The following is a 23,138-nucleotide window of genomic DNA, read 5'->3' on the forward strand; positions in this document are numbered from 1 at the left end:
TGCTTTTCACAAACCTGCCAAAAGCGGGACGCATCGGGCCAGGTCGGCACGCCTTCGAACATCAGCGTGGTGGCGCCGTTGGCCAGCGGGCCATAGACGATATAGCTGTGGCCGGTGACCCAGCCGACATCGGCGGTACACCAGTAGATGTCGCCCTCATGGTAGTCGAACACCATCTCTTGCGTCATCGCGGCGTAAAGCAGGTAGCCAGCAGAGCTGTGCACCACGCCCTTGGGCTTGCCGGTCGAGCCCGAGGTATAAAGGATGAACAGCGGATCCTCGGCGTTCATCGGGCGCGGCGGGCAATCGGGGGCGGCGTGCTCCATCAGGTAGTTGAGATCGACATCGCGGCCCTGAATCCAGCTGGTCTGATCGCCGGTGTGCTTGACCACAAGGCAGCGCACCTTGTCGCTGCAGTGCAGCAGCGCAGCATCGGTGTTGGATTTCAGCGCCGTCTTGCGTCCGCCGCGCGGGGCGGTGTCGGCGGTGATGACGATCTTGGCGCCGCAATCATTGATGCGGTTGGCCAGCGCGTCGGGGGAAAAGCCCGCGAAGACAATGGAATGGATGGCGCCGATCCGGGCGCAGGCGAGCATGGCATAGGCCGCCTCGGGGATCATAGGCAGGTAGATGACAACGCGATCGCCGCGCATGACGCCCTGGCTCAGCAGGACGTTGGCCATGCGGTTCACCTTGTCGTAAAGCTGGGCATAGGTGATGTGCTGGGCCGGGTCTTCGGGGTTGTCGGGCTCGAAGATGATGGCGGTCTGGTTGGCGCGGGCCGGCAGGTGGCGGTCGACGCAGTTATAGGCGACGTTGAGCACGCCATCCTCGAACCACTTGATGCTGACCTTGCCGAAATCAAAGCAGGTGTCCTTGATCCGGGTCGGGCGCGCCATCCAGTCGAGCCGCTGCGCCTGCTCGCCCCAGAACCCGTCCGGATCGCTGAGCGAACGCGCATACATCTCATCATACTGCGCCGCGCCGACATGCGCCTTGGCCGCAAACTCGGGCGTCGGGGCGTAGGTGGCGGAATTGTTCTGTGCGTCGTCTTTCATGGAGATCCTCCCTCGATCTTTCAGCGCCAGCGCGGGGTCGCGATCGGCGCCTTTCAGTTCTCAAACGCCGCGGTGCGGCATTTCCCATCCCAGGTTGGAGCATACGCCGTTTCGAAAAGAATGGAACAAGTATCCGAAAAACAAGAATATCTTTGTAAATTATTTTCGTTAGCCTGCGTATGAGTGTAAATATCTTCGCTTGCGAGCAGGTTTTTTCCATGGATTCAAAGTGCTTGACCTGACGTAGTGTAAAGGTGCGCCACACGGGCCAGGAAGGTACTAAAAACAGGTCTCACGTGCATCTTTGGAAAACGGCATACCGTTGCATGCAAAACTGGCCGCCTGTCGGTCATCCGAGTCGGTCGCAGGTTGCGCCGTGCGGTCATCTGGCGAGGCTCAGGCGATAAGGCCGTCACCAAGCCAGCGAACCCATGGCAGGGATCGCCATGAAGAAGTTGACGACGACGCTCTGAGCGTTGCAATCGCAATCGCAATCGCAATCGAAGCCACGGCCACGGAATGGAACGTCTCGGTCTGGGCAAGCCCTGCACCCTTACCAGAAGCTAGCAGATCTGATCGCCAAAAAAACTTATGGCGAGGTCATCATGAACATCTGGTACGGCGGACTGTGCAAGACCTCCGAGAACTTTGAGGGCATCACGATCTTTGCCGTCGAGATGGCCCAGATCTGCGCCGGTTCTCACCCCGACAAGACCCGCAGGCTGACCGCGCTAGAACTGCGGCTCATTGCGCCAACCCGCTCGGGGAAGAGATCGCCGTCGGCCAAGAGGTGTCTGACCCTCCGGCGGTCAGGTTAGAGCCGAAGCAATGGGGCGCGATGTTGCTGATGCCCACGCCGATGCCGCAATACGACCTTGTTGGTACCGACGCCGCGCGCCACGCTTGATAGCTTTGTCGGGATGCGCGTGCGCGGCATCGGCAATGCCTTTGCAGCAGTGGGGGCCGAGCACGATGACCACCTGCGAGGTCTATCAGGCGATGCAAGCAGGGGGATCGGTGCCGCCGCCTTTGCCCGGCATGCGCCTCTGTCCTTTGGCACCATCAACGAGGCCGACTGGTAGACGGCGACCCTTAACCCCGGGGCGGTGAACTTCCCGGTGGTGGTGAACAAGGATGCCTGCGAGACGCTGTCCGATGACGAGCGCGCCGCGCTGAATCATGACCTGACGACCTACGGCGGCCTTGTCGACAAGTGGGGCAGCGTGCTGGCCGAGAAGACCGTCGAAAAGGTGATCATCTCCGACGAAGATCTGGCGCAGTTCCGCGAGGTGGACGGCATGGCGATCCAGAGCGGGTGCATCGAGTCGATGGCGGCGCAACAGACCGCCAAGCTGTCGATCATGATCTTCACCTTCATCGGGGGCGTGCCGATCTATGTGCGCGGTGTGGTTCAGCATCCCCGTGGTCAGGATGGCCGAATTCTGCCTGATCACCCCGCGGTTCGGGCTCAACTGATTTGTCGTGGCCGGGGTGCGCCCGGGCCTGTCAGTGCAGGATGTGTTCCGGGGCGCACCGCCGTTCTTCATCGCCGATGCGGTGACTGTCGGGCTAATGGCCGCCTGGCCGTGTATCGTGCTCTGGCTGTCAGCGCTGGCCTGACGCGGCAGGCAGGAAAACGGCGCCGCCCGAAGGACAGGGCGGCGCCATCATTTCACGGACCGGAAGGGAAAGAGGCGGCCCGTCTATTTCCAGCTTCGGTGTCATTCCCCTTCAAGTACAATCTTAATTTCTAAGACCGTCGCGCCTGCGGCCTGTCATGCCGGGCCCGGGAACCTTTCCGGCAAACGCCGCGTTATAAAATCAGAACGACTGGGGACGGAGCCCCGGTCGCGCACAGATCGCAACACAGGATTGACCCGGGGCAAGGCGCCCCGGCGGGGCTGACCAGCCTCCGGATGCCTCGTGCCTTGCGACATTGCGGACCGTCAAAGGAGACATGTCATGGAATTTGCAGGCATCGGAGGATTCATCGTCCTCGTACTGGATATCTGGGCCATCGTTTCGATCCTCGGCTCCTCCGCAAGCACCGGCTCCAAGGTGCTGTGGACGCTGCTGGTGATCGTGCTGCCGGTCCTTGGTTTCATCATCTGGCTGATCGCCGGGCCGCGCTCGTCGCGCAACATCGCCTGATCGCCACCCCCTGACAGAGCGGAGAAAACGCATATGCTTTACTGGGCAATCCTGTTTTTCATCGTCGCCATCGTGGCGGCCGTCTTTGGCTTTGGCGGCATCGCCTCGGCGTCCGCTGGCATCGCGCAGGTGCTGTTCTTCATCTTCGTGGTGCTGTTCGTCGTCATGCTGGTGATGCGGCTTGTGCGCAAAACCTGATACACCTCGGCGTACGAAAAGGCCGCTCTGGCGACAGAGCGGCCTTTTTCATGCCTCTCTGCGCACCAACCCGGCCAGCGCCGTGCGCACGATGCTGCGGGCGGTGGGGCGTTTGCTCGCCTTGAAGGGCAGCGGGCGGCAGACCTCGATGGCGGCAACGCCGACGCGGGCGGTCAGCGCGCCGTTCACCAGCCCCTCGCCAAAGCGGCGCGACAGCTTGCCCAGCAGCCCGCCGCCAAGGATCGGCTCCAGCATGTCATCGCCCACCGCCACCGCGCCAGTGGCGACAAGATGCGACATCACCGCACGCACCAGCCGCCAGCTGCCCAGCGTGCCAGATCGCCCGCCGTAAATCTCGGCAATGCGGCGGATCATCCGGATGTTGGCCCCCAGCGCCGCCGCCACATCCGCCAGCGCCAGCGGGATGAAGGCGGTGACGGTCGCGACCTGCCGCGCCGCAGCCTCGACCTCGCGCCGCGCGGCGATATCGAGCGGGCCGAGCAATTCGGTTTCCGCCAGACGCAGCACGCCTTGCGCATCGAAAATCTCGGGGGCGCGGTCTTTGAGCCGCTCGCGGCCCCAGCGGGTGTCGTCGCGCCCGGCGTAAAGCGCCGTCAGCTTTGCCACCACCGCATGCGCGCCCTTGAGATCGTCATCGGCGAGCGCAAGGTCGGCGGCGCGGTGCAGCGCATCGACCGCGCCAAGCCGTGCGAGGGCGGCGATTTCCTTGACCACGATGGCAAGCACCACCGCCAGAAAGGCGATCAGCAGCGCGCTGACCGCATAGCCCAGCAACGGCACGCTGGCGATGAGGTTCATCGCGAATTGCCACGCCGCGATTGACGCCAGCGTCGTCAGCAGCGCCGCGAACAGCCCCCAGAACCAGCGTGCAAGGCGCGACGGGCGGCGGGCGGCCAGCGCTGCAGCGGTGGCCATGGCGCGCCCTTCGGGCAGGGTGGGGGCGCTGTCGGGTTCGGGCACCGGCGGGGCGTCGGACGGCGAGGCGGGGGCGTCGCCCTCGAGGTCGATCAGCACCGGGCCGGTGTTACGCTCGTCACTCATGCCTTGCGCTCCTGTCGCTGCGGGGTGGTGCTTTGCCAGCGGTACTGCACGTCGGGCAGACCTTCGGCGTTGTTGATACCAGTGCCGCGCCCGACAACGGTAAAGCCGGCCGCCTCATAGAAGCGGCGGGCGGGGGCGTTGGCCTCGAAGGTCCACAGATCGAGCTGGTCTTCGGCCTGCTGCGCCGCATCCAAAAGCGCGCGCCCGATGCCAGCGCGTTGCGCCGCAGCGCTGACGAACAGCGCGTGGATATAGCGGCCCTCGCGCGCGATGAAGCCGACAGGCGCGCCCTGTTCGGCCACCGTCACCCAGCCGCGCGCGATCATCTCGCCGACATGGGCAATGTCTTCGGCGCCGCTGTGCAGCATCGGCTTCCAGTGCGGCGCGGCCTCGGTCATCATCGCGCCAAGGCGTCCGGCATCAAGGCTGCGGGCAGGGCGCAACAACCTCACAGCCGGTCCCCCAGCAGGAATTGCGCCGCCCGATCGAGCCGGATGTGCGGCGGCCCTTCGCCGGGTTTCAGCGTCAGCGGCGCGGGGGCGAATTTCATGATCGCGTAATCGCCATCGAGCCATGCCGGCGCGCCGTCGCGGGCGGGGCCAAGCAGGCGGGTAGGGTCTTCGGGCAACATGCCGGGATGGAACGCCGCCGCGCGCCCGCGCGTGCCGTCCTCGTTCATCAGGGTGCCGCGCACGCAGTCCAGATCGCGGCCCTGATGCGGCAGGGTCTGTTCCACCGTGGCGCGCAGCGCGGCGATCGACATGGCGCCGGTCTGCGCTCCGGCAAAGCGGGCGCGGTCGCGCGCCTCGCGGGTCAGCGCCTCCATGATGGCGGTCAGCCGGGGGTGCTGGGTATGGTGCAGGTGGTCGGCCTTGGTCGCGGCGAACAGGATCTTTTCCACCCGCTTGCCCAGCAGCAGCTGGCGCAGGAACGCATTGCCGCCGGGGCGGAAGGCCGACAGGATTTCGGCCATGGTGCGGCGCAGATCCTCGACCGCGGCGGGCCCGGCATGGATCGCGCCAAGCGCATCGACCAGCACCACCTGCCGGTCGATGCGGCTGAAATGGTCACGAAAGAACGGGCCGACGATCTGGCGCTTATACGCCTCGTAGCGGCGCTGCATCTCGCGCCAGAGCGACTGGCGCGGCGCGTCGCCCAGCGGCGGCAGCGGGGCAAAGGTCAGCGCGGGGCTGCCTTCTTTTTCGCCGGGCAGCAGGAAGCGCCCCGGCGTGCAGTCTGAAAACCCCGCATCGCGCGCCGCGTGCAGCGCTTGGGTAAAGCTGGCCGCCAGCGCCTTGGCGCCCGGTTCGGCAAAACGCTCGCTGGCGTTCGTGGCGCGCGCCATATCGAGGTATTGCGCCCCGCCGGGCCGCTGCGCGAGGCGGCCAAGGCTTTCCAGCGACCAGTCCTCATAGCTTTTGCCCATCAGGCCCAGATCCAGCAGCCATTCTCCGGGGTAGTCCACGATGTCGATATGCACCTTGCGATCGCCGCCGATCCCGGCCAGCAGCCCCTTGGGGCGCAGCTTCAGCGACAGGCGCAGCTGCGATACAGCGCGGGTGTTATCAGGCCAGCGCGGGGTGGCGGCGCTCAGCATCCCGAGGTTCGCCTCGTAATCGAAGCGCGGCATGGTGTCGTCGGGCTGGGGTTGCAGGTAGGCGGCAAGGATGCGGCCCTCGGCCTCGGCCACCAGTTGCGGCATCCGGGCGCGGTCCAGCAGGTTGGCCACCAGCGAGGTGATGAATACCGTCTTTCCGGCGCGGCTGAGCCCGGTGACACCAAGCCGGATCACCGGGTCGACAAAGGGCGTGGCGACGGTATCGGCCACCCCCTGCGCGCTGCGGGTGATGCTGTCTGCGATCTGTCCGATGGGTCCGAAAACCAAGGGCTGCCTCCTGCGGTTGCCTTTGTAGATAGAGGCCCTTCGCCAAGGTTGCCAGAGGCTCAGACCATGAAGCCCAGTCGCGACAGCGCCCAGAACAGCGCCGCCGACACGGCGCCGGCGGCGGGCACGGTGATCACCCATGCCGCGATAATGGTCAGGAAATGCGAGCGGCGCACAAGGCGGCGGCGGGCGCGTTCCTGCCTTGGCATCGGCAGAGACGGGCTGCGCGGCCGGCGCGAGGCGGAAAATTCGCGGTAAAACCCGACGCCAAAGATGCCGCCGATGGCGATATGGGTCGAGCTGACAGGCAGCCCCAGCGCGGCGGCGGCGATCACCGTCACGGCGGCAGACAACGCCACGCAATAGGCGCGGATCGGGTTAAGCTTGGTGATCCGGTTGCCGACCAGCCCGATCAGCCGTGGCCCGAACAGCACCAGCCCGACCGAAATCCCCAAGGCGCCGATCAGCATCACCCAGTCGGGGATGGCAAAGCGCCCCAGCGCACTGGCCCCGTGCTGAACCTGCACCACGGCGGCCAGCGGCCCGACGGCGTTGGCCACATCATTGGCCCCATGCGCAAAGGACAGCAGCGCGCCCGAGATCACCAGCGGCAACCGGAACAGCCGCTTGACCGAGCGGTTGCGGTTTTCCAGCCCCTTGGCCTCGCGCCGCACCAGCGGCACCGAGATCGCCCAGACCGCAAGCCCGATGCCAGCCCCGATGGCAAGCGCCAGTTCCAGCGGCACCCAGATCACCCGGCTGAGCCCTTTGAGCGCCAGATAGGCGGCAAACGCCGCCGCCATGACCCCGATCAGCACCGGCACCCAGACCTTGGCTGCGGCGATCTTGTCCTCGACGTAAACGATGCGCGCCTCGACAAAGGCGAGAATCGCGGCAGCAAAGGCACCGCCCATCAGCGGCGAAACCACCCAGCTGAGCGCGATCGCCGCCATGGTCGGCCAGTCCATCGCGCCGGGGCCTCCGGCCACCAGCCCGGCGCCGACGACGCCGCCGATCAACGCATGGGTGGTGGACACTGGCGCCCCGGCGAAGGTGGCGACGTTCACCCAGATCGCCGACGCCAGCAAGGCCGCCAGCATGGCGCGCACAAAGGCCGCGGGGTCAGCAAAGCCGGCGGGATCGAAGATCCCGGTCGACACGGTGGTGACGACCTCGCCGCCCGCCAGCAACGCCCCCGCGCTTTCGCAGATGGCGGCGATGGCGATGGCGCCGCCCATGCTGAGCGCGCGCGCGCCCACCGCCGGGCCCATGTTGTTGGCGACATCATTGGCGCCGATGCTCAACGCCATGAAGGCGGCAAATCCCGCCGCCAGCGCCAGTGCCAGAGATTGCGCGCCAAGGCCGGTCACCAGCACCGCCGCCAGCGCCGCGACGGCAATGAACACCATGCCGACGCCAAAGCCTACCAGCGGGCGCGCGGCGTAAAGGCTCGCCGCCTCGAGCCGCGACATCCGGTCGAGGTCGCGATCGAGGCTGCTCCAGCCGGTGGGGGGAAGATCGTGCGACACTAGGCTGCGGGTCCGAGCCGGGTCAGGCCGCGCCCGGCGCAGCGCAGGGCAGCGCGGGCAGGGAGCGCAGCAACTGCGCCAGATCCGGCTCGGCGACCAGTTGCGCCGCCGCTGCGGGGGCCATCCAACGGCGCTCGCGCTGATGCGCTTCGGGGAAGTCATCAGCAAGCCGCGCCACCTCGATGGCGAAGACATCGACATCCGTCGGCATCGGCAGACCGCCATCGGCGATTTTGTCATAGCGATAGCGCCCGATCAGCCGGGGCGGGCGCGGCGCGGCGATGACGCCAGCCTCTTCCCAGGCTTCCTGCGCGGCGGCGCCACCGGATCTGCGCCCGGCCATCGGCCAGCCCTTGGGCAGGATCCAGCGCCGCGTCTCGCGCGAGGTGATCATCAGCACTTCAAGGCCAGTCGGCGCAGCCCGATAGCACAGCGCCGCAACCTGAAGGTTCGCGGGCCGTTTTAGCATCGGTTGGATGTAGCTGCGCCAGACGCTGGAAAGCATGGGTGGGGGTCTTTGCCTGTTAAACGGGGTTGGATCGACGTTCCCTAGAGAAACTGCGCCGATATCTCAAGCGGGCTGGACCAAAAGCAGCATTGTCGTTGCCCGAAAGCCATTGTACTGAGCCGCTCATGCCCCGCTATGCCCTTTTGATCGAATACCATGGCGCGCCCTTTGCCGGATGGCAAAGGCAGGCCGATCAACCCTCGGTGCAGGGGGCGATCGAGGCGGCGCTGGCCCGGCTCGAACCCGGCCCGCACACCATCGCTGCCGCCGGGCGCACCGATGCCGGCGTGCATGGGCGCGGGCAGGTGGCCCATTGCGATCTGCAAAAGGACTGGGCCCCGTTCCGCCTGTCCGAGGCGCTCAACCACCATCTGCGCCCGGCTCCGGTGGCGATCCGCGCATGCGCGCAGGTCGGGCAAGACTGGCACGCCCGCTTCTCGGCGATCGAGCGGCGCTATCTCTACCGCGTGCTGGTGCGCCGTGCCCCCGCGACGCTGGAGGCCGGCCAGGTCTGGCAGGTGAAGAATGCGCTGGACGCCGATGCCATGCAGCAGGCGGCCAACCACCTGATCGGCCTGCATGATTTCACCACCTTCCGCTCGACCATGTGTCAGGCCAAATCGCCGGTCAAAACGATGGACGAGATCCGCGTCGAACAGCTGGAGTCGCCTGCTGGCACAGAGCTGCGCTTTCATCTGCGCGCCCGCAGCTTTCTGCACAATCAGGTCCGCTCGATCGTCGGCACGCTGGAACGGGTCGGCACCGGAGCATGGACGCCGATGGACCTGAAGCGCGCGCTCGACGCTTGCGATCGTGCGGCCTGCGGGCCGGTCTGCCCGCCGGACGGGCTGTACCTGATGGGCGTGGGCTATCCGGATGACCCGTTCGCATAACGCGCGCCCACCCGTTCGGCCTTCGCAAACGCAGCCCTCTTGCACGCGCCCCGCGAACCTGTCATGTGATCGCACATGACGCACGCGATCCGCATCCGACGAGCCTGACGCTCTTCCTCGCATCCCCGACAGGGGAGGCTACGCTTCGCACGTCTGTTACCTCCGCATCAACTTGACTTGGCCCCCGGCGCTTGGCACCAATCGGGCCTGATCCTTACCTATGGGAGATCACGCATGATCCCGTCCGTCCTGCCCACCTATTCCCGCGCCCCGCTTCACTTCGTGAAGGGGGAAGGCACCTGGCTGGTGGAGGAAGACGGGCGCCGATTCCTCGATCTGGGCAGCGGCATCGCCGTCAACGCGCTTGGCCACGCCAACCCCGCGCTGGTCGCCGCGCTGACCGAACAGGCGGGCAAGCTGTGGCATGTCTCCAACCTCTACGAGATCCCGCAACAGCAGGCGCTGGCCGACAAGCTGGTGGAGGCGACCTTCGCCGATACGGTGTTCTTCACCAACTCGGGAACCGAGGCCTGCGAGCTGGCGGTCAAGATGGCTCGCAAGTACTGGTACGACAAGGGCCAGCCCGACAAGTCCGACATCCTCACCTTCTCGGGCAGCTTCCACGGGCGCAGCTCGGCAGGCATCGCCGCCGCCGGGTCGGAAAAGATGGTCAAGGGCTTTGGCCCGCTGCTGCCGGGCTTCGTGCACCTGCCGTTCGGCGACAACGACGCGCTGCTCGCGGCCATCACCGACACCGTGGGCGCGATCCTCATCGAGCCGGTGCAGGGCGAAGGCGGCATCCGCCCGCTGCCCGACTCCACCCTGAGATGGATGCGTGATCTGTGCGACGAACGCGGCATCCTGCTGATCCTCGACGAGGTGCAATGCGGCATGGGCCGGACCGGCAAGCTCTTCGCCCATGAATGGGCCGGGATTAAACCCGACATCATGATGGTCGCCAAGGGCATCGGCGGCGGCTTCCCGCTGGGCGCGGTGCTGGCCACCGAAGGCGCCGCCAGCGGCATGACCACCGGCACCCATGGCTCGACTTACGGCGGCAACCCGCTGGGCTGCGCGGTGGGCAACGCCGTGATGGACCATGTCGCCGATCCCGCCTTTCTGGCAGAGGTCAACCGCAAGGCCGGCCTGTTGCGCCAAAAGCTCGAAGGCCTCATCGCCGCCCATCCGGACACCTTCGAAGAGGTGCGCGGCATGGGCCTGATGCTGGGTCTGAAAACCAGACAGGCTCCGGCCGATTTTGTCAAAAAGGGCTACGACGCGTTGGTGATCACCGTTCCGGCCGCCGACAACATCGTGCGCCTGCTGCCGCCCTTGAACATCACCGATGACGAAATCGCCGAGGCCACCGCCCGCCTTGACGCCGCCGCCACCGCCCTCGAAACGGCCTGAGCTTCTTCTGGCCATAAATATCCCGGGGGGACTGGCGCCGTCAGGCGACAGGGGGGGCAGCGCCCCCATCCTTCCTTGAAAAAAGCAAGAAAAATGAAACATTTTCTCGACATTCACAAGACCGACAAAACCGATCTGCGGGCCATCATCGATACCGCAAAACAGATCAAGAACACCCGCAAGGGTCGCCCTCAGGCCGCGCTCGATGACGATCTGCCCCTCAAGGACCGCATGGTCGCGCTGATCTTCGAAAAACCCTCGACCCGCACACGGGTCAGCTTCGATGTGGGCGTGCGCCAGATGGGCGGGCAGACGATGGTGCTCTCGGGCTCCGACATGCAGCTCGGCCATGGTGAGACCATCGCCGATACCGCCCGCGTGCTGTCGCGCTTCGTCGACATGATCATGATCCGCACCTTCGATGAATCGGTTCTCGAAGAGATGGCAGAATATGCCTCGGTGCCGGTGATCAACGGGCTGACAGACCGCACCCACCCCTGCCAGATCATGGCCGACATCCTGACCTTCGAGGAACATCGCGGCCCCATTGCGGGCAAGAAGGTGGTCTGGTGCGGCGATGGCAACAATGTGTGCGCGTCCTTCCTGCACGCCGCCGGGCAATTCGGCTTCGATCTGACCTTCACCGGCCCGGTGCAGCTCGATCCGGAAATGGAGTTCGTCGGCCTTGCCCGCAGCGCTGGCTCCACCATCACCATCGAGCGCGACGCCTTCAAGGCGGTCGAGGGCGCCGATTTGATCGTCGCCGATACCTGGGTTTCGATGCATGACGCGCAATCGGCCCGAGAGCGGCGCCACAACATGCTGCGCCCCTATCAGGTCAACGAAGCGCTGATGGAAGCGGCCGGCAAGGACGCACTCTTCATGCATTGCCTACCCGCGCACCGCGGCGAGGAAGTCACCTCCGAAGTGATGGACGGTGCGCAATCGGTGATCTGGGACGAGGCCGAAAACCGCCTCCATGCGCAAAAGGCCATCATGCGCTGGTGCGTCGGCGGCTGATCCCGCACCAGCGCGGCACGATCAGGGGGCAGGGCATGGGTTCTCTTCGCATGTCCCGCCCCATCCCTTCTGCATGATCGCGAGGCACAGGCACGCCCACCGTCCGAATACAAAGCCCGCTGCTCGAGAAAGGGCAGCAGGGTGAACAACGTAGGCGCGGCATGTCCAACGCGACCTCTCCGTCTCGGGCTTGTCTTGTTGGTGTGCCAGGATGGTTGGCTCGCGCATGATGCGACATTCGATGCAATCCGCGACGCTGCGGGCGAGGCAAGAGGGTAAGTGGACGCTGATCGCGGCGATAAGCCTCGGCCAATCCAACGATGGGACGCATCGCACAAACGGCGCGGGCTGCATCATCCGCGCCTGATCGCATGATGACATCTCCAAGGCCTTCCGCGGCCAGCTGATCCTCGCGCAGCTCGAAAAGCTGCCGACGACCTGCCCCCCCCGTTACCAGCGCGATCACGACAGGCGTTTCGATCCCGCTGCTCTGTACAGCCCTCGGCGTCCGAGGGGCACCGCAGGCCCAAGTTCATTCCTTCGCCCGCCACGGGGTCGCACGCCGCGATGGCAAGGATGCCCCCCACGGCCGATACGAAGGCCGACGCCCGCATCTTCTTCTGGCCAGAAATATCCTGGGGGGAGCGCAACGCGCGGGGGGCAACGCCCCCTACTGTCCGCGCGGCTTGGCACGCAGGGTTGGATCCGCCTCGCGCGGGTCTTCGGGCCAAGGGTGGCGCGGATATTGCGCCTTCATGTCCTTGCGCACATCGGCGTAGGAGCCCTCCCAGAAACCGGGAATGTCCATCGTGGTCTGCACCGGCCTGCGCGCCGGAGACAGCAGCGTCACCCGCAAGGGCGTGCGCCCGACCAGCGGATGGCTGCGTTGGCCGAACATCTCCTGAATGCGCAGCTCGATCTGCGGATGTTCGCCGGAATAGTCGATGGGAATCTCGCGGCCAAGCGGCGTGACAAAGCGCCCCGGCACTGCCGTATCCAGCGCCTGCATCTGCCCCCAGTCCAGCCGGGCCCGCAGCGCTGGCAGCGGGTCGAAGCGCTTCCAGTCCTCGGCGGTCTTCACGCCGCTCAGAAACGGCAACAACCACTCCTCAAGCGTGTCCAGCAGCGCAGCATCGGACATGTCGGGCAGATCAAGCCCGCCGTCGCGCCCCAGCGCCACGCGGGCGGCAAAACGCCGTGCGGCATCGCTCAGCGACAGGCCCAGATCGCGCACTCCGTCCAGCATGGCGCGGGCCACCGCCTCGGCGGGTGCGTCTTTCCACAGCCGGTCATCCAGCGCGATGGCCCCGAGCTTTTCCTGCCGCCGCGCCACCACCCGGCGCTCGCGTTTCGACCAGGCACAGCTGTTTTCCCAGACGATCTGGTCGGCAAACAGCGCCCGCAGTTCGCTTTCGGTGATCTGGATCGCCTGCCGGATACGGGCTTCGCGCGGGTTGCCGTCGGTGTCGGTGACGACGATCAGCCGGGCGCTTGCCAGCGGGTCGGCGTCGTCCATCACCGCGCCCTTGCCGCCAGAAAGCTGATAGCGGGCGGCATCGCCCTTGCGGCGCAGGCCGATGCGGTCGGGATAGGCCAGCGCCGCCAGCGCGGCAGCGCCCTGCGCGGGACCCTTGGTGCTGCGCGCTTTCAGCCGCCGTGCCTCGGCCCGGATACGCTCGAGCGATGGGCGGTTCAGGCCATAGGGCCGCGTCTGCGCAAACCGGCGGGCATCGCGCAGCGCCTCGAGCCGCAGCAGCAGATCGCTGGGCGCGCCCTTGATCGGATCGCGGTCGGCCAGCAGCGCCGCCAGCGGCGCAGCCTCCGGCCCGCCCAGTTCCAGCATATGCGCAAGGCGCGGGTGCAGCGGCAGCGCGGCGAGCCTGCGCCCATGCGCGGTGATGCGCCCCTTCGCATCCAGCGCCCCCAGCATATGCAGCAGCGCTTGCGCCTCGGCATAGGCGCCGGGGTTCGGCGCGGTGAGGAACGGCAGATCGCCCGGCACAGCGCCCCAGAGCGCCAGTTCCAGCGCCAGCCCGGCAAGGTCGGCGCTTTCGATTTCTGCCGGGGGAAAGGCCAGCTGCGCGCCCTCTTCGCCTTTGGTCCAAAGCCGGTAAGACACGCCTTGCGCCACCCGGCCTGCGCGCCCGGCGCGCTGCGTGGCCTCGGCGCGGGTGACGCGCTCGGTCACAAGGCGCGACATGCCCGAGCCGGGATCGAAGCGCGCCCGCCGCGCCCGCCCGCCGTCGATCACCACGCGGATGTCCTCAATGGTCAGCGAGGTTTCCGCGATCGAGGTGGCAAGCACCAGCTTACGCCCCTGAGCTTCGGGCTGGATCGCCGCGCGCTGCGCCGAAAATTCCATCGCGCCGAACAGCGGGCGGATGGTGACATCGGCGGGCAGGCGGGATCGCAGCAGCGCCTCGGTGCGGCGGATTTCGCCTTCGCCGGGCAGAAAGGCAAGCATGCCGCCTTTTGTCTCAGCGGCGGCCTGCACGATCAGATCAGAGAGCGATTCTTCGAACCGGCGAGCTTTCGGCACGGGCTTGTCCAGCCAGCGGGTTTCGACCGGAAAGGCGCGCCCTTGCGAGGTCACGATGGGCGCATCCATCAGCGCCGCCACCGGGGCGGCATCCAGCGTCGCCGACATCGCCAGCAGAATCAGATCGTCGCGCAGGGCGCCGGCAATTTCAAGGCACAGCGCCAGCCCCAGATCGGCGTTGAGCGAGCGTTCGTGAAATTCATCGAACAGTACCGCGCCAATGCCGGGCAGGTCGGGATCGGATTGGATCATCCGGGTCAGGATGCCTTCGGTCACCACCTCGATGCGGGTGGATCTGGACGATTTCGCCTCGCCCCGGATGCGGTAGCCGACACGCTCGCCCGGAACTTCTCCAAGGGTTTCTGCCAGCCGTTGCGCGGCGGCGCGGGCGGCAAGGCGGCGCGGCTCGAGCATCAGGATCTTGCCGTCCGTCAGCCCTGCGTCGAGCATGGCCAGCGGCACACGGGTGGTCTTGCCCGCGCCGGGGGGGGCTTGCAGCACGGCGCGGCCGCGCGTTTTCAGCGCGTCGATAAGGGCGGGCAGGGCGTCGTCGATGGGCAGGCGGAACATAGCCTGCTTATGCGCCATCGCCCGCCTGCCGTCGAGCCGTCAGTGCCCGCCGCCGCCCCCTGCAGCTGCGCGCGGCGGTTTCATCGCCAGCGCCAGCACCGCCAGCCCGACGAACAGCGTGGTGATCAGGGTGAACACGTCGATGAAGCTCATGACCGAGGCTTGCTGCGCCACCCGCGAGGCCATATACGACAGCGCTGCGCGAGGTCCATCAATGCCCTCGGCCGTCAGATATGACGCTATCAGGTCCAGCTGGCGCAGCGCCTCGGGGTTGGACCAGCTGAGGGTTTCGGACAGGCGCGCGCTGTGCAGCGCGTTGCGATCCGTCAGCAGCGTATTGATGACCGCCAACCCCACCGCGCCGCCGAGGTTGCGCATCAGGTTGTAGAGCCCCGAGGCGTTTTTCATCTTCGAGCGCTCCAGCGTGCCAAGCGCGAGGTTGTTGATCGGTACCATGCAGATCATCAGCGATATGCCGCGCAGGATCTGCGGCAGCAGCAATTCGTTGAAATCCCAGTCGGCGGTCATGCCGGTCAACATCCATGACGACGTGCCAAAGCCCAGAAAGCCGAGCAGCAGCATCAGCCGCAAATCCATCCTCGCCGACAGCATCCCAGCGATGGGCGCGGTCAGGAACATCGCCATGCCCGACACGAATACCGTTTGGCCGGTCATCAGGCTGTCATAGCTGCGGATTTCCGACAGGTAGAGCGGATACAGGTAGGTCATCCCGTACAGCCCGATGCCCATGACGAAGCTGAACACCGAGCCGACGGCAAAATTGGTGTTCGCAAAGGCCGAAAAGTCGACGATGGGATTTTTCAGCGTGAAAGCCCGCCAGAAGGTGACGATCCCCCCCAGCACCATCACGACGAACAGGATCAGCACCATCTCGTCTTCGAACCAGTCGTTGCCGGGGCCTTCCTCGAGCACGAATTCCATGCCGCCAAGGAAACAGGCCAGCGCGCCAAGGCCGATCCAGTCGAAAGTGGAGAACAGCGACCATTCGGGCTTGTCAAAATCGATCAGGGACAGCGCGCCAATGGTCACCAGTATGCCCGCCGGCACGTTGACCAGAAACAGCCAGTGCCAAGACATCGCGTGGCTGAGAAAGCCGCCGACCGTGGGGCCGACCGTGGGGGCCAGCGTCGCCACAAGGCCAATCATCGGCGATACGATGGCGCGTTTGGACGGCGGAAAGATGGTAAAGGCCGCGGCGAACACCGACGGGATCATGCCGCCGCCCAGAAAACCCTGCACCGCGCGCCACAGGATCATCTCGGTGATGCTGCTGGAGGTGGCGCACATGAACGACGCCGCGGTAAAGCCCGCCGCCGACACGGCGAACAGGTAGCGCGTCGACATCATCCGTCCCAGCAGGCCCGACAGCGGGATCATCACCACCTCGGCGATCAGATACGAGGTCTGCACCCAGCTGATTTCATCCGACGAGGCGCCAAGCCCGGCCTGAATCTCGGGAAGCGAGGCCGAGACGATCTGGATGTCGAGGATCGCCATGAACATGCCGAACACCATGACGAAGAACGCCGCGATGCGACGCGGCGTCAGTTCGGGTTCTGGCTGGGCAGCGGGGGCGCTCATTGCAGTGCCTGCGCCACGGCGGTGCCTTCGGGGGCGGTGCGCCGGTCGATCTCGACCACGACGGACAGGCCGGCGCGCAGGCCCGGCGTGCCTTCGGGCAGCTCGATGCGCACCGGCACGCGCTGCACGATCTTGGTGAAGTTGCCTGTCGCGTTCTCGGTGGGCAAAAGCGAGAATTCCGAGCCGGTGGCCGGGGCGAGCGACACCACGCGGCCTTCGATCTCGTGGTCCTCCAGCGCGTCGATGCGGATCTTGGCGGTTTCGCCCGGCGTGATGCCGGCCAGCTGGGTTTCCTTGAAGTTCGCTTCGACATAGAGCCCGCGATCGGGGACCACCACGGCAAGCTGTGCACCGATGCTGACCAGTTCGCCCTCTTCGATGGCGATGTTGGCGACGGTGCCATCAAATGGCGCGCGCAGCACCGTGTGATCCAGATTGCGCTGGGCTTGGTCGATGTCGAGCTGAAGCGCGCGGCGCGAGGATTCGCTTTCCTCTCGCTGCGCCTTGAGCACATCGACATCCGCCTTCGCCCCGGCGATGGTGGCGAGCGCCGCCTGCCGGTTGGCGCGGCTGGTTTCCAGCGCCTCATTGGCATCGTCCAGATCGGCCTGAGACGAAACACCGCGCGCCCGCAACCCTTCGATCCGGGCCTGCGAGGTCTCGGCGGCATGCAACGCCGCATCGGATGCTGCAAGCTGGGCTTCGGCCTGCGTGACGCTGGCCTGCGCGGCGAGGATCTGCGCGTCGACCCGCGCCAGCGTGCGTGACAGCGTCAGCAGCTTGGCTTGCGCCTGTTCCAGCGCGATGCGGTAATCGCCATCTTCGATCCGCACCAGCACCGCGCCCTTGCTCACGTGCTGGTTGGCCTGCACCGGAATGTCGGCGACGTAGCCTTGCAGCTTGGACGATACCAGCGACATGTCGGCTTGGACATAGGCATCATCGGTCTCCACTAGAAACCGCCCATTCGTCCAGTACTGGTAGCCCTCATGGCCGCCCCCAAGCAGGGCCAACAGCGCGATGCTGGCCAGAATGGGTTTTTTGCGGCTTTTCTTTTCGGGCGTCTCGGCGGCGGTCATGGGGCGGTCTTTCGAAGAGGGGATATGGGGAGAGGGCGGATCGAACCACCCGGTTCGATGGCAACTAGGACATCCCGGACTCAAAATCAAGACTTCATCGAACCAGCGGGTTCGATTATACAGCGTGGCATGAGCACAAAGATCGATGAAAGCTGCGCGCAAAAGCGCCGTCATGCCGCCGGGCAAGACCCCGACAAACGTCGCCAGATTCTGGATGGCGCGTGGCGGATCTTTGTCGAACAGGGGTTCGATGCCGCCTCGATGAACAGCATCTGCAAGGCGGCGGGGGTGTCGAAGGGCACGCTGTATGTCTATTTCGACAGCAAGGAAGACCTGTTTGTCGCCTTGATCGAAGGCCGGCGCAGCGCCTTCTTCGCCGGAATCTCCGAGCGGCTGGCAGAGGCGGGCAGCACCGAAGAGCGGCTGCTGGCCTATGCCATCGGCCTGTCGACGCAGCTCAATTCCGATGACGTGATCCGGGCGCAGCGCATCGTGGTCAGCGTGGTGGACCGGATGCCCGAACTGGGCGTGCGCTTTTACGACGCCGGGGCGCGGCATTTCCTTGGCTGCCTGACCGATTTCCTGAGCTGCGAGGCCAAGGCGGGAAATCTGCGCATCGAGGATCCCGAGCTTGCAGCGGTGCAGCTGGTCGAACTGTCGACCGCTGGCACATGGCGGGCCCGGCTGTTCGGGCGCCGGCAGGACGTGCCGCCCGAGGCCGAGATCGAACACACCGCCCGCGCCGCCGTGCGGATGTTTCTGGCCGCTTACAGCACCTGACGCTCAGAGAGCGGGCCAGCGTTCGGCCAGCGCCCGCGCAAGCCGCGCATCGGTGTCGTCGATTGGCCCCTGCACGCCGGGGCGAAAGCGGGCGCGGAACGCGGCCAGCAGCGGCGCGTGCTGCGCTTCGGTGAAGACATAGCCAAAGCGGCGCAGGTCGGCGTGGAAATCGCCGGGGGCGTGGCCCGGCTCGGGGCACACCGCCAGAGCTTTGTCCGCCAGTCGCGACCAGTCAAACATCGGGCCGGGGTCGATCTTGCGCCCCGGCGCCATGTCGGAATGGCCGATCACCCGATGCGCAGGAATATCCCAGCGCGCCAGAATCCCCGGCAGCAGGGTTTCGAGCGAGCGCATCTGCGCCTCGGCAAAGGGCTCGGCCCCGGTGTTCGCCAGCTCGATGCCGATCGAGTGCGAGTTCACGTCGCTTATGCCGCCCCATGCGCCGCGCCCGGCGTGCCATGCCCGCATGTCTTCGTGCACCAGCTGCCAGCACTGGCCGGTGCGGGCGATGACGTAATGCGCCGAGACCTCCGAGGCGGGGTTGCACAGCCAATCCCGCGCGGCCGTTGCCGAGGCCATGGCGGTATAGTGGATCACGACGATATCGGGCCGAGCGCCGAGGCGGCGCTGGCCGAAATTGTCAGACGGATGCCAGACCGGGGTCAGCCGCCGCGCGCCGCGCGGAACGGCGCGGGATCCCACGAACAGGCAAAGCCGTCGCCATCGGGGTCAAGACCTTTGCGGTCTTTCTGCGGGCCACCTTCGGACAGGAAGGCCGCCTGCGCCAGATCCGGCGAAGCATAGGCGTTGCAGGCGGCGCTGATGCGGTTGCCGTCGTAGCGCCCCTTGCGATCATACATCGGCGAGCCGACAGGGTTCGACGTGCGCAGCGCGTATTCCACCACGTTCGGCCCGGTGCCATCGGGGCGCGGCGGCAGGTCGGTCGGCGCAACCACGTGATATTGCGATCGGTTCTGGGCGATCAGCGCGGCGTCGGCGCCGATGTCGCGCTCGGCGCTCACCGCTTCAAAGCTGTTTTCGTTCGAAATACCGGCGGCGTTGGTCACCACCTGCGGCTCGCTGACCAGCGGCGGCGGCGTGTTGCCGGGCGAGGCCTCGAGCGGAGTGATGCCACTGTTGGCCGCCGCCGCACGCACCCGCGCCGTGGCGTCGGCATCGCTGTCGGGGGTAGCGCCGGTGGGCGCCTGCACCACGCTCTGTCCCGGACGGATGCCGGGCAGGGGGGCCGCGCCGGCCTGCTCAGCCGCCTGCTGGCGCTGCGCGTAGGTCTGGTAATCCTCGAAACCCACACCGCTGTCCGGCACGCTTGGCGCGCAAGACGCCAGCGCTAGCGCCGCTGCGGTCATCATAAGTACAGTTTTCATCCTGCCCGTCACCCCTTGTTTCGGACTGCTTACCACCATTTCGCCGGCTTATCCACGAAGCCGACCGCGCGTTCCAGCGCATAGGCGGTGTTGAGAAGATCGCCTTCTTCCCAAGGGCGGCCGATCAGCTGAAGCCCCAGTGGCAGGCCTTCGTGGCCAAGCCCGGCGGGCACGCTGATGCCGGGCAGACCGGCAAGGTTCACCGTCACGGTGAAGACGTCATTAAGGTACATCTGCACCGGGTCCGCGTCCTGCATCTCGCCCAGCCCAAAGGCCGGCGAGGGCGTCGCAGGCGTCAGGATCGCATCGACGCCATCGGCAAAGGCCAGCTCGAAATCGCGCTTGATCAGGCTGCGCACCTTGCGGGCCTTGTTGTAATAGGCGTCGTAAAAGCCCGCCGACAGCACATAGGTGCCGACCATGACGCGGCGCTGTACTTCGGGCCCGAACCCCTCGGCGCGGGTCTTTTCATACATGTCATTGATGCCCTCGCCGCTGGCGAGCTTGGCGCGGTGACCGTAGCGCACCCCGTCATAGCGGGCGAGGTTCGAAGACGCCTCGGCAGGCGCAATGACGTAATAGGTCGGCAGCGCGTATTTGGTATGCGGCAACGAGATATCGACGATCTTGGCCCCCGCATCGCGCAGCATGTCGCGGCCACGATCCCACAGGGCGTCGATCTCGTCAGAGATGCCGTCGATGCGGTATTCGCGCGGAATACCGATGGTCTTGCCGCGGATATCGCCGGTCAGCATCGCCTCGAAATCGGGCACCGGCAGATTGGCCGAGGTGCTGTCCTTCGGATCGTGCCCACACATGGCGTTCAGCAGGATGGCACTGTCGCGCACGTCCTTGGTCATCGGCCCGGCCTGATCGAGCGAAGAGGCAAAGGCCACGATGCCCCAGCGCGAGCAACGCCCGTAGGTTGGCTTGATGCCGGTGATGCCGGTAAAGGCCGCTGGCTGGCGGATCGATCCACCGGTGTCGGTGCCGGTCGCCGCAAGGCACAGATCCGCCGCCACGGCCGATGCCGAGCCGCCTGAGGAGCCGCCCGGCGTCAGCGCCGCCGCGTCATCGCTGCGCCGCCACGGGTTCACCGCGTTGCCGTAACAGGATGTCTCGTTCGACGAGCCCATGGCGAACTCGTCCATGTTCAGCTTGCCCAGCATCACCGTCCCTGCCTCGAACAGCTTCGAGGTCACGGTGGATTCGTATTCGGGCTTGAAGCCTTCAAGAATGCGCGAGGCTGCCTGGCTTGGCACGCCCTTGGTGCAGAACAGGTCCTTGATCCCCATCGGAATGCCGCAAAGCGCGGGCGCATCCCCGGCCTGAATGCGCGCATCCGCCGCCGCCGCCTGCTGACGGGCAATGTCGGGGGTTTTGTGCACGAAGGCACCAAGCGCATCGGCGCCATCGATGGCGGCAAGACAGGCCTCGGTCAACTCGGCGCTGGTCACGTCCCCGGCCCGCAGCGCATCGCGCGCCTCGGCCACCTTGAGTTTGGTCAGATCGCTCATTCCACCACCTTCGGCACGGCAAAGAATCCCTCTCGGGCGTCGGGCGCGTTCGCAAGGATCTTGTCCTGCATCCCGCCATCGGTGACGCCGTCAACCCGGCGCGCCAGACGCATCGGCGTAACCGATACCATCGGTTCGACGCCACTCACGTCGACCTCGTTCAGCTGCTCGATGAAATCGAGAATGTCCGAAAATTCCTGCGCAAGCTCTGGCAGACGGTCTTCCTCGACGCGGATGCGTGCGAGCTTGGCCACCTTGGCGGCGGTGCCGGTGTCGATCGACATGGGCGGTTCCCTTGTCCCGTGAGGTTTTGCCCGCTTTACCGCCGCAGGGCGCGGGCCGCAAGCACCGGGGCGCCACCGCAGCGCTTTCCACGTTTCACAACAACGAAAGACGGGCGTTGCGCCCCGGTTTCTTCTGGCCTGAAATATCCCGGGGGGCCCGAAGGGCGGGGGCAGCTCCCCCTCCGCCCGCGCAATCCACGCCTGCGCTATGGTGTCAGGCGCAGTCTCACTCCAGCTCATAGGGCAGCAGGCCGCGCCGTTCGGGATGGATCGACAGCTGGCGCTCAAGCGGCGGAACCGAGCGCTGGTGGCACGTCGTGCGCTCGCAGATGCGGCAGGAAATGCCGATCGGCTCGAAGGCGCCGTCGCGGTTCAGGTCCATCCCGTCGGCATAGACCAGCGCCCCGGCGTGCTTGACCTCGCAGCCAAGCGCCATGGCATAGCGGCGCACCGGCGCGCCAAAATGCCCACCGCGCTTGGTCACATCGCGCGCCAGCAGTACATAGCGTGCGCCATCAGGGGTTTCCGCCAGCTGGCGCAGAAAATGACCCGGCGTTTCAAAGGCGCGGTGAACGTTCCACAGCGGGCAGGCCCCGCCGAACCGGGCGAATTGCAGCCGCGTCGCCGAATGCCGCTTGGTGATCGTTCCGGCCTGATCGACCCGCGCGAAAAAGAACGGAATACCCTTGGCCCCGGGCCGTTGCAGTGTCGACAGGCGATGCGCCACCTGCTCGATGCTGGCCCCGAAGCGCGCGGCCAGCAGCTCCAGATCGTGGCGGGTGTCCTGCGCCGCGGCAAGAAAGGCGCGGTACGGCATCAGCGCCGCCCCGGCGAAATAATTCGCAAGTCCCAGCTTGGCGATGGCGCGCGCGGCGTCGGTGTGAAACCGCGCCAGATCCAGCGTTGCCTCAAGCAGATCGTTCTGGCGCAGCAGCGCCACCTGCACCAGCAGCTGGAAACTCTGCGTCTCTGTCGGGACCAGCCCGGAAATCGTCAGCTTGTGCGCTGCGCTGTCATAGTTGCGCAGCGGCTCGGCTTGGGTGATCTCGACCGAGATCCCCCGGTTCTGCAGGTGCGAGATTACCGCCGTGCGGGTCTCACCGCTCAGCTTGCTGGCAAAATGTTCGGCAGCGCGATCGACCGCATCAAGGTAATTGTCGCAGTAATGAAAGAAGTCGCGCACCTCTTCCCAAGGTGAGGGTTGCAGCTGCGATCCCTCGCGCCCCAGCGCCTCGTCGAGGCTGGCAAGCCGCTCATGGGTTTGGCGATAGGCGCGGTGCAGCTCCAGAAAGGCCCGCGCAAAGGTGGGTGCGTTCGATGCCGTCAGCCGCAGATCCGCCAGCGGCGGCGTCTCGGCAAACAGCGGATCGGCCAGCGCCTCGCGCATGTCCGAGACCAGCCGTTCACTATCGCCCTGTCCCAGCTCGGTCACGTCAAAGCCGAATTCCTGCGCCAGCGCCAGCACCACGGTGGTCGACACCGGCCGGTTGTTGTTTTCCATCTGGTTGAGGTAGGGCAGCGAAATCCCCAGCTTTGCAGCGAAATCCTTTTGCGTCAGGGCGAGGCGCCCGCGCAGGTCTCGCAGTTTTGCGCCAGCGTAAAGCTTGCGTATCGCCATGGTCGTCCTCCTCCCGTTTGCAGATTAGCGCCGGGTAGAGGACTGTTTGC

The 23,138-nt window shown here is 66.1% G+C and carries 21 protein-coding genes and 1 pseudogene; 8 read left to right on the plus strand and 14 right to left on the minus strand.

Annotation, left to right across the window (positions count from 1 at the left end):
- Window positions 1-1,058: AMP-binding protein (locus tag KO516_RS17965; protein ID WP_216005174.1), on the minus strand; the 1,058-nt coding region annotated here is incomplete at its 3' end.
- An 875-nt stretch (window positions 1,059-1,933) separates the two neighbouring features.
- On the opposite strand from KO516_RS17965, the gene KO516_RS17970 reads away from it, so the two are divergent.
- From KO516_RS17970 to KO516_RS17985, 4 genes and pseudogenes are all read left to right on the plus strand, one after another.
- The gene (locus tag KO516_RS17970) at window positions 1,934-2,140 is read left to right on the plus strand and encodes a hypothetical protein (RefSeq protein ID WP_216005175.1); all 207 of its coding nucleotides are present in this window, start codon (window positions 1,934-1,936) and stop codon (window positions 2,138-2,140) included.
- A 298-nt stretch (window positions 2,141-2,438) separates the two neighbouring features.
- Window positions 2,439-2,678: pseudogene (locus KO516_RS24370) on the plus strand (TRAP transporter large permease); the annotation flags it as partial.
- Between the two features lie 342 nt (window positions 2,679-3,020).
- Window positions 3,021-3,209, plus strand: coding sequence for a PLD nuclease N-terminal domain-containing protein (locus KO516_RS17980; protein WP_216005177.1), 189 nt, complete (start codon window positions 3,021-3,023; stop codon window positions 3,207-3,209).
- A gap of 33 nt (window positions 3,210-3,242) precedes the next feature.
- Complete coding sequence (locus KO516_RS17985) at window positions 3,243-3,407, plus strand: DUF1328 domain-containing protein (RefSeq protein WP_216005178.1); 165 nt, start codon at window positions 3,243-3,245, stop codon at window positions 3,405-3,407.
- A gap of 48 nt (window positions 3,408-3,455) precedes the next feature.
- Here the strand turns inward: KO516_RS17985 and KO516_RS17990 are convergent, their stop codons facing one another.
- Genes KO516_RS17990 through KO516_RS18010 form a run of 5 tightly spaced genes read right to left on the minus strand, consistent with a single transcriptional unit; the run spans window position 3,456 to window position 8,388 of the window.
- Window positions 3,456-4,469 carry a YcjF family protein gene (locus KO516_RS17990; protein WP_216005179.1) on the minus strand — a complete coding sequence of 338 codons (1,014 nt, stop codon included), beginning with the start codon at window positions 4,467-4,469 and terminating at the stop codon, window positions 3,456-3,458.
- Window positions 4,466-4,921 (minus strand): GNAT family N-acetyltransferase, encoded by a 456-nt coding sequence (locus KO516_RS17995; RefSeq protein WP_371742101.1) that lies wholly within the window; start codon window positions 4,919-4,921, stop codon window positions 4,466-4,468. The genes KO516_RS17990 and KO516_RS17995 overlap by 4 nt, the downstream gene beginning before the upstream one ends.
- On the minus strand, window positions 4,918-6,354 hold the full coding sequence (locus KO516_RS18000) for a YcjX family protein (protein ID WP_252737692.1): 1,437 nt from the start codon (window positions 6,352-6,354) through the stop codon (window positions 4,918-4,920). Before KO516_RS18000 ends, KO516_RS17995 begins: the two co-directional genes overlap by 4 nt.
- 59 nt (window positions 6,355-6,413) lie before the next feature.
- Window positions 6,414-7,883 (minus strand): inorganic phosphate transporter, encoded by a 1,470-nt coding sequence (locus KO516_RS18005; RefSeq protein ID WP_371742102.1) that lies wholly within the window; start codon window positions 7,881-7,883, stop codon window positions 6,414-6,416.
- Window positions 7,884-7,905: 22 nt separating this feature from the next.
- A complete protein-coding gene (locus tag KO516_RS18010) occupies window positions 7,906-8,388 on the minus strand; it encodes an NUDIX hydrolase (RefSeq protein ID WP_216005181.1) in 483 nt (160 codons plus the stop codon).
- 128 nt (window positions 8,389-8,516) lie between these two features.
- Here KO516_RS18010 and truA point away from each other — a divergent pair, with 128 nt between their 5' ends.
- The 3 genes from truA to argF all read left to right on the plus strand — a co-directional run bounded on the left by truA (window position 8,517) and on the right by argF (window position 11,714).
- The gene (truA, locus tag KO516_RS18015) at window positions 8,517-9,284 is read left to right on the plus strand and encodes a tRNA pseudouridine(38-40) synthase TruA (RefSeq protein WP_216005182.1); all 768 of its coding nucleotides are present in this window, start codon (window positions 8,517-8,519) and stop codon (window positions 9,282-9,284) included.
- 234 nt (window positions 9,285-9,518) lie between these two features.
- Window positions 9,519-10,694 carry an aspartate aminotransferase family protein gene (locus KO516_RS18020; RefSeq protein ID WP_216005183.1) on the plus strand — a complete coding sequence of 392 codons (1,176 nt, stop codon included), beginning with the start codon at window positions 9,519-9,521 and terminating at the stop codon, window positions 10,692-10,694.
- 93 nt (window positions 10,695-10,787) lie between these two features.
- Window positions 10,788-11,714: an ornithine carbamoyltransferase gene (gene argF, locus KO516_RS18025; protein WP_216005184.1), complete on the plus strand. Its 927-nt coding sequence runs from the start codon at window positions 10,788-10,790 to the stop codon at window positions 11,712-11,714.
- 670 nt (window positions 11,715-12,384) lie between these two features.
- Here the strand turns inward: argF and hrpB are convergent.
- Genes hrpB through KO516_RS18040 form a run of 3 tightly spaced genes read right to left on the minus strand, consistent with a single transcriptional unit; the run spans window position 12,385 to window position 17,504 of the window.
- Window positions 12,385-14,823, minus strand: coding sequence for an ATP-dependent helicase HrpB (gene hrpB, locus KO516_RS18030; RefSeq protein ID WP_216005185.1), 2,439 nt, complete (start codon window positions 14,821-14,823; stop codon window positions 12,385-12,387).
- A 39-nt stretch (window positions 14,824-14,862) separates the two neighbouring features.
- Window positions 14,863-16,425 (minus strand): DHA2 family efflux MFS transporter permease subunit, encoded by a 1,563-nt coding sequence (locus KO516_RS18035; protein ID WP_216005186.1) that lies wholly within the window; start codon window positions 16,423-16,425, stop codon window positions 14,863-14,865.
- Window positions 16,422-17,504 carry an HlyD family secretion protein gene (locus KO516_RS18040; RefSeq protein WP_216005187.1) on the minus strand — a complete coding sequence of 361 codons (1,083 nt, stop codon included), beginning with the start codon at window positions 17,502-17,504 and terminating at the stop codon, window positions 16,422-16,424. Before KO516_RS18040 ends, KO516_RS18035 begins: the two co-directional genes overlap by 4 nt.
- Window positions 17,505-17,633: 129 nt before the next feature.
- On the opposite strand from KO516_RS18040, the gene KO516_RS18045 reads away from it, so the two are divergent.
- Window positions 17,634-18,284 carry a TetR/AcrR family transcriptional regulator gene (locus KO516_RS18045; RefSeq protein WP_216005188.1) on the plus strand — a complete coding sequence of 217 codons (651 nt, stop codon included), beginning with the start codon at window positions 17,634-17,636 and terminating at the stop codon, window positions 18,282-18,284.
- A 3-nt stretch (window positions 18,285-18,287) separates the two neighbouring features.
- On the opposite strand, the gene KO516_RS18050 is transcribed toward KO516_RS18045, so the two are convergent.
- The 5 genes from KO516_RS18050 to KO516_RS18070 form a co-directional block, all read right to left on the minus strand.
- Complete coding sequence (locus KO516_RS18050) at window positions 18,288-18,986, minus strand: N-acetylmuramoyl-L-alanine amidase (protein WP_216005189.1); 699 nt, start codon at window positions 18,984-18,986, stop codon at window positions 18,288-18,290.
- Complete coding sequence (locus KO516_RS18055) at window positions 18,947-19,669, minus strand: hypothetical protein (RefSeq protein WP_216005190.1); 723 nt, start codon at window positions 19,667-19,669, stop codon at window positions 18,947-18,949. The genes KO516_RS18050 and KO516_RS18055 overlap by 40 nt, the downstream gene beginning before the upstream one ends.
- Before the next feature lie 29 nt (window positions 19,670-19,698).
- On the minus strand, window positions 19,699-21,186 hold the full coding sequence (gatA, locus tag KO516_RS18060) for an Asp-tRNA(Asn)/Glu-tRNA(Gln) amidotransferase subunit GatA (protein WP_216005191.1): 1,488 nt from the start codon (window positions 21,184-21,186) through the stop codon (window positions 19,699-19,701).
- Entirely contained in the window at window positions 21,183-21,470 is a 288-nt protein-coding gene (gatC, locus tag KO516_RS18065) for an Asp-tRNA(Asn)/Glu-tRNA(Gln) amidotransferase subunit GatC (protein ID WP_216005192.1), read from the minus strand. The genes gatA and gatC overlap by 4 nt, the downstream gene beginning before the upstream one ends.
- Window positions 21,471-21,696: 226 nt before the next feature.
- A complete protein-coding gene (locus tag KO516_RS18070; RefSeq protein ID WP_216005193.1) occupies window positions 21,697-23,088 on the minus strand; it encodes a short-chain fatty acyl-CoA regulator family protein in 1,392 nt (463 codons plus the stop codon).
- Between the last annotated feature and the right edge of the window lie 50 nt (window positions 23,089-23,138).

It is taken from the genome of Citreicella sp. C3M06 (genome assembly GCF_018860705.1).
In the GTDB taxonomy this organism is placed as follows: domain Bacteria; phylum Pseudomonadota; class Alphaproteobacteria; order Rhodobacterales; family Rhodobacteraceae; genus Salipiger.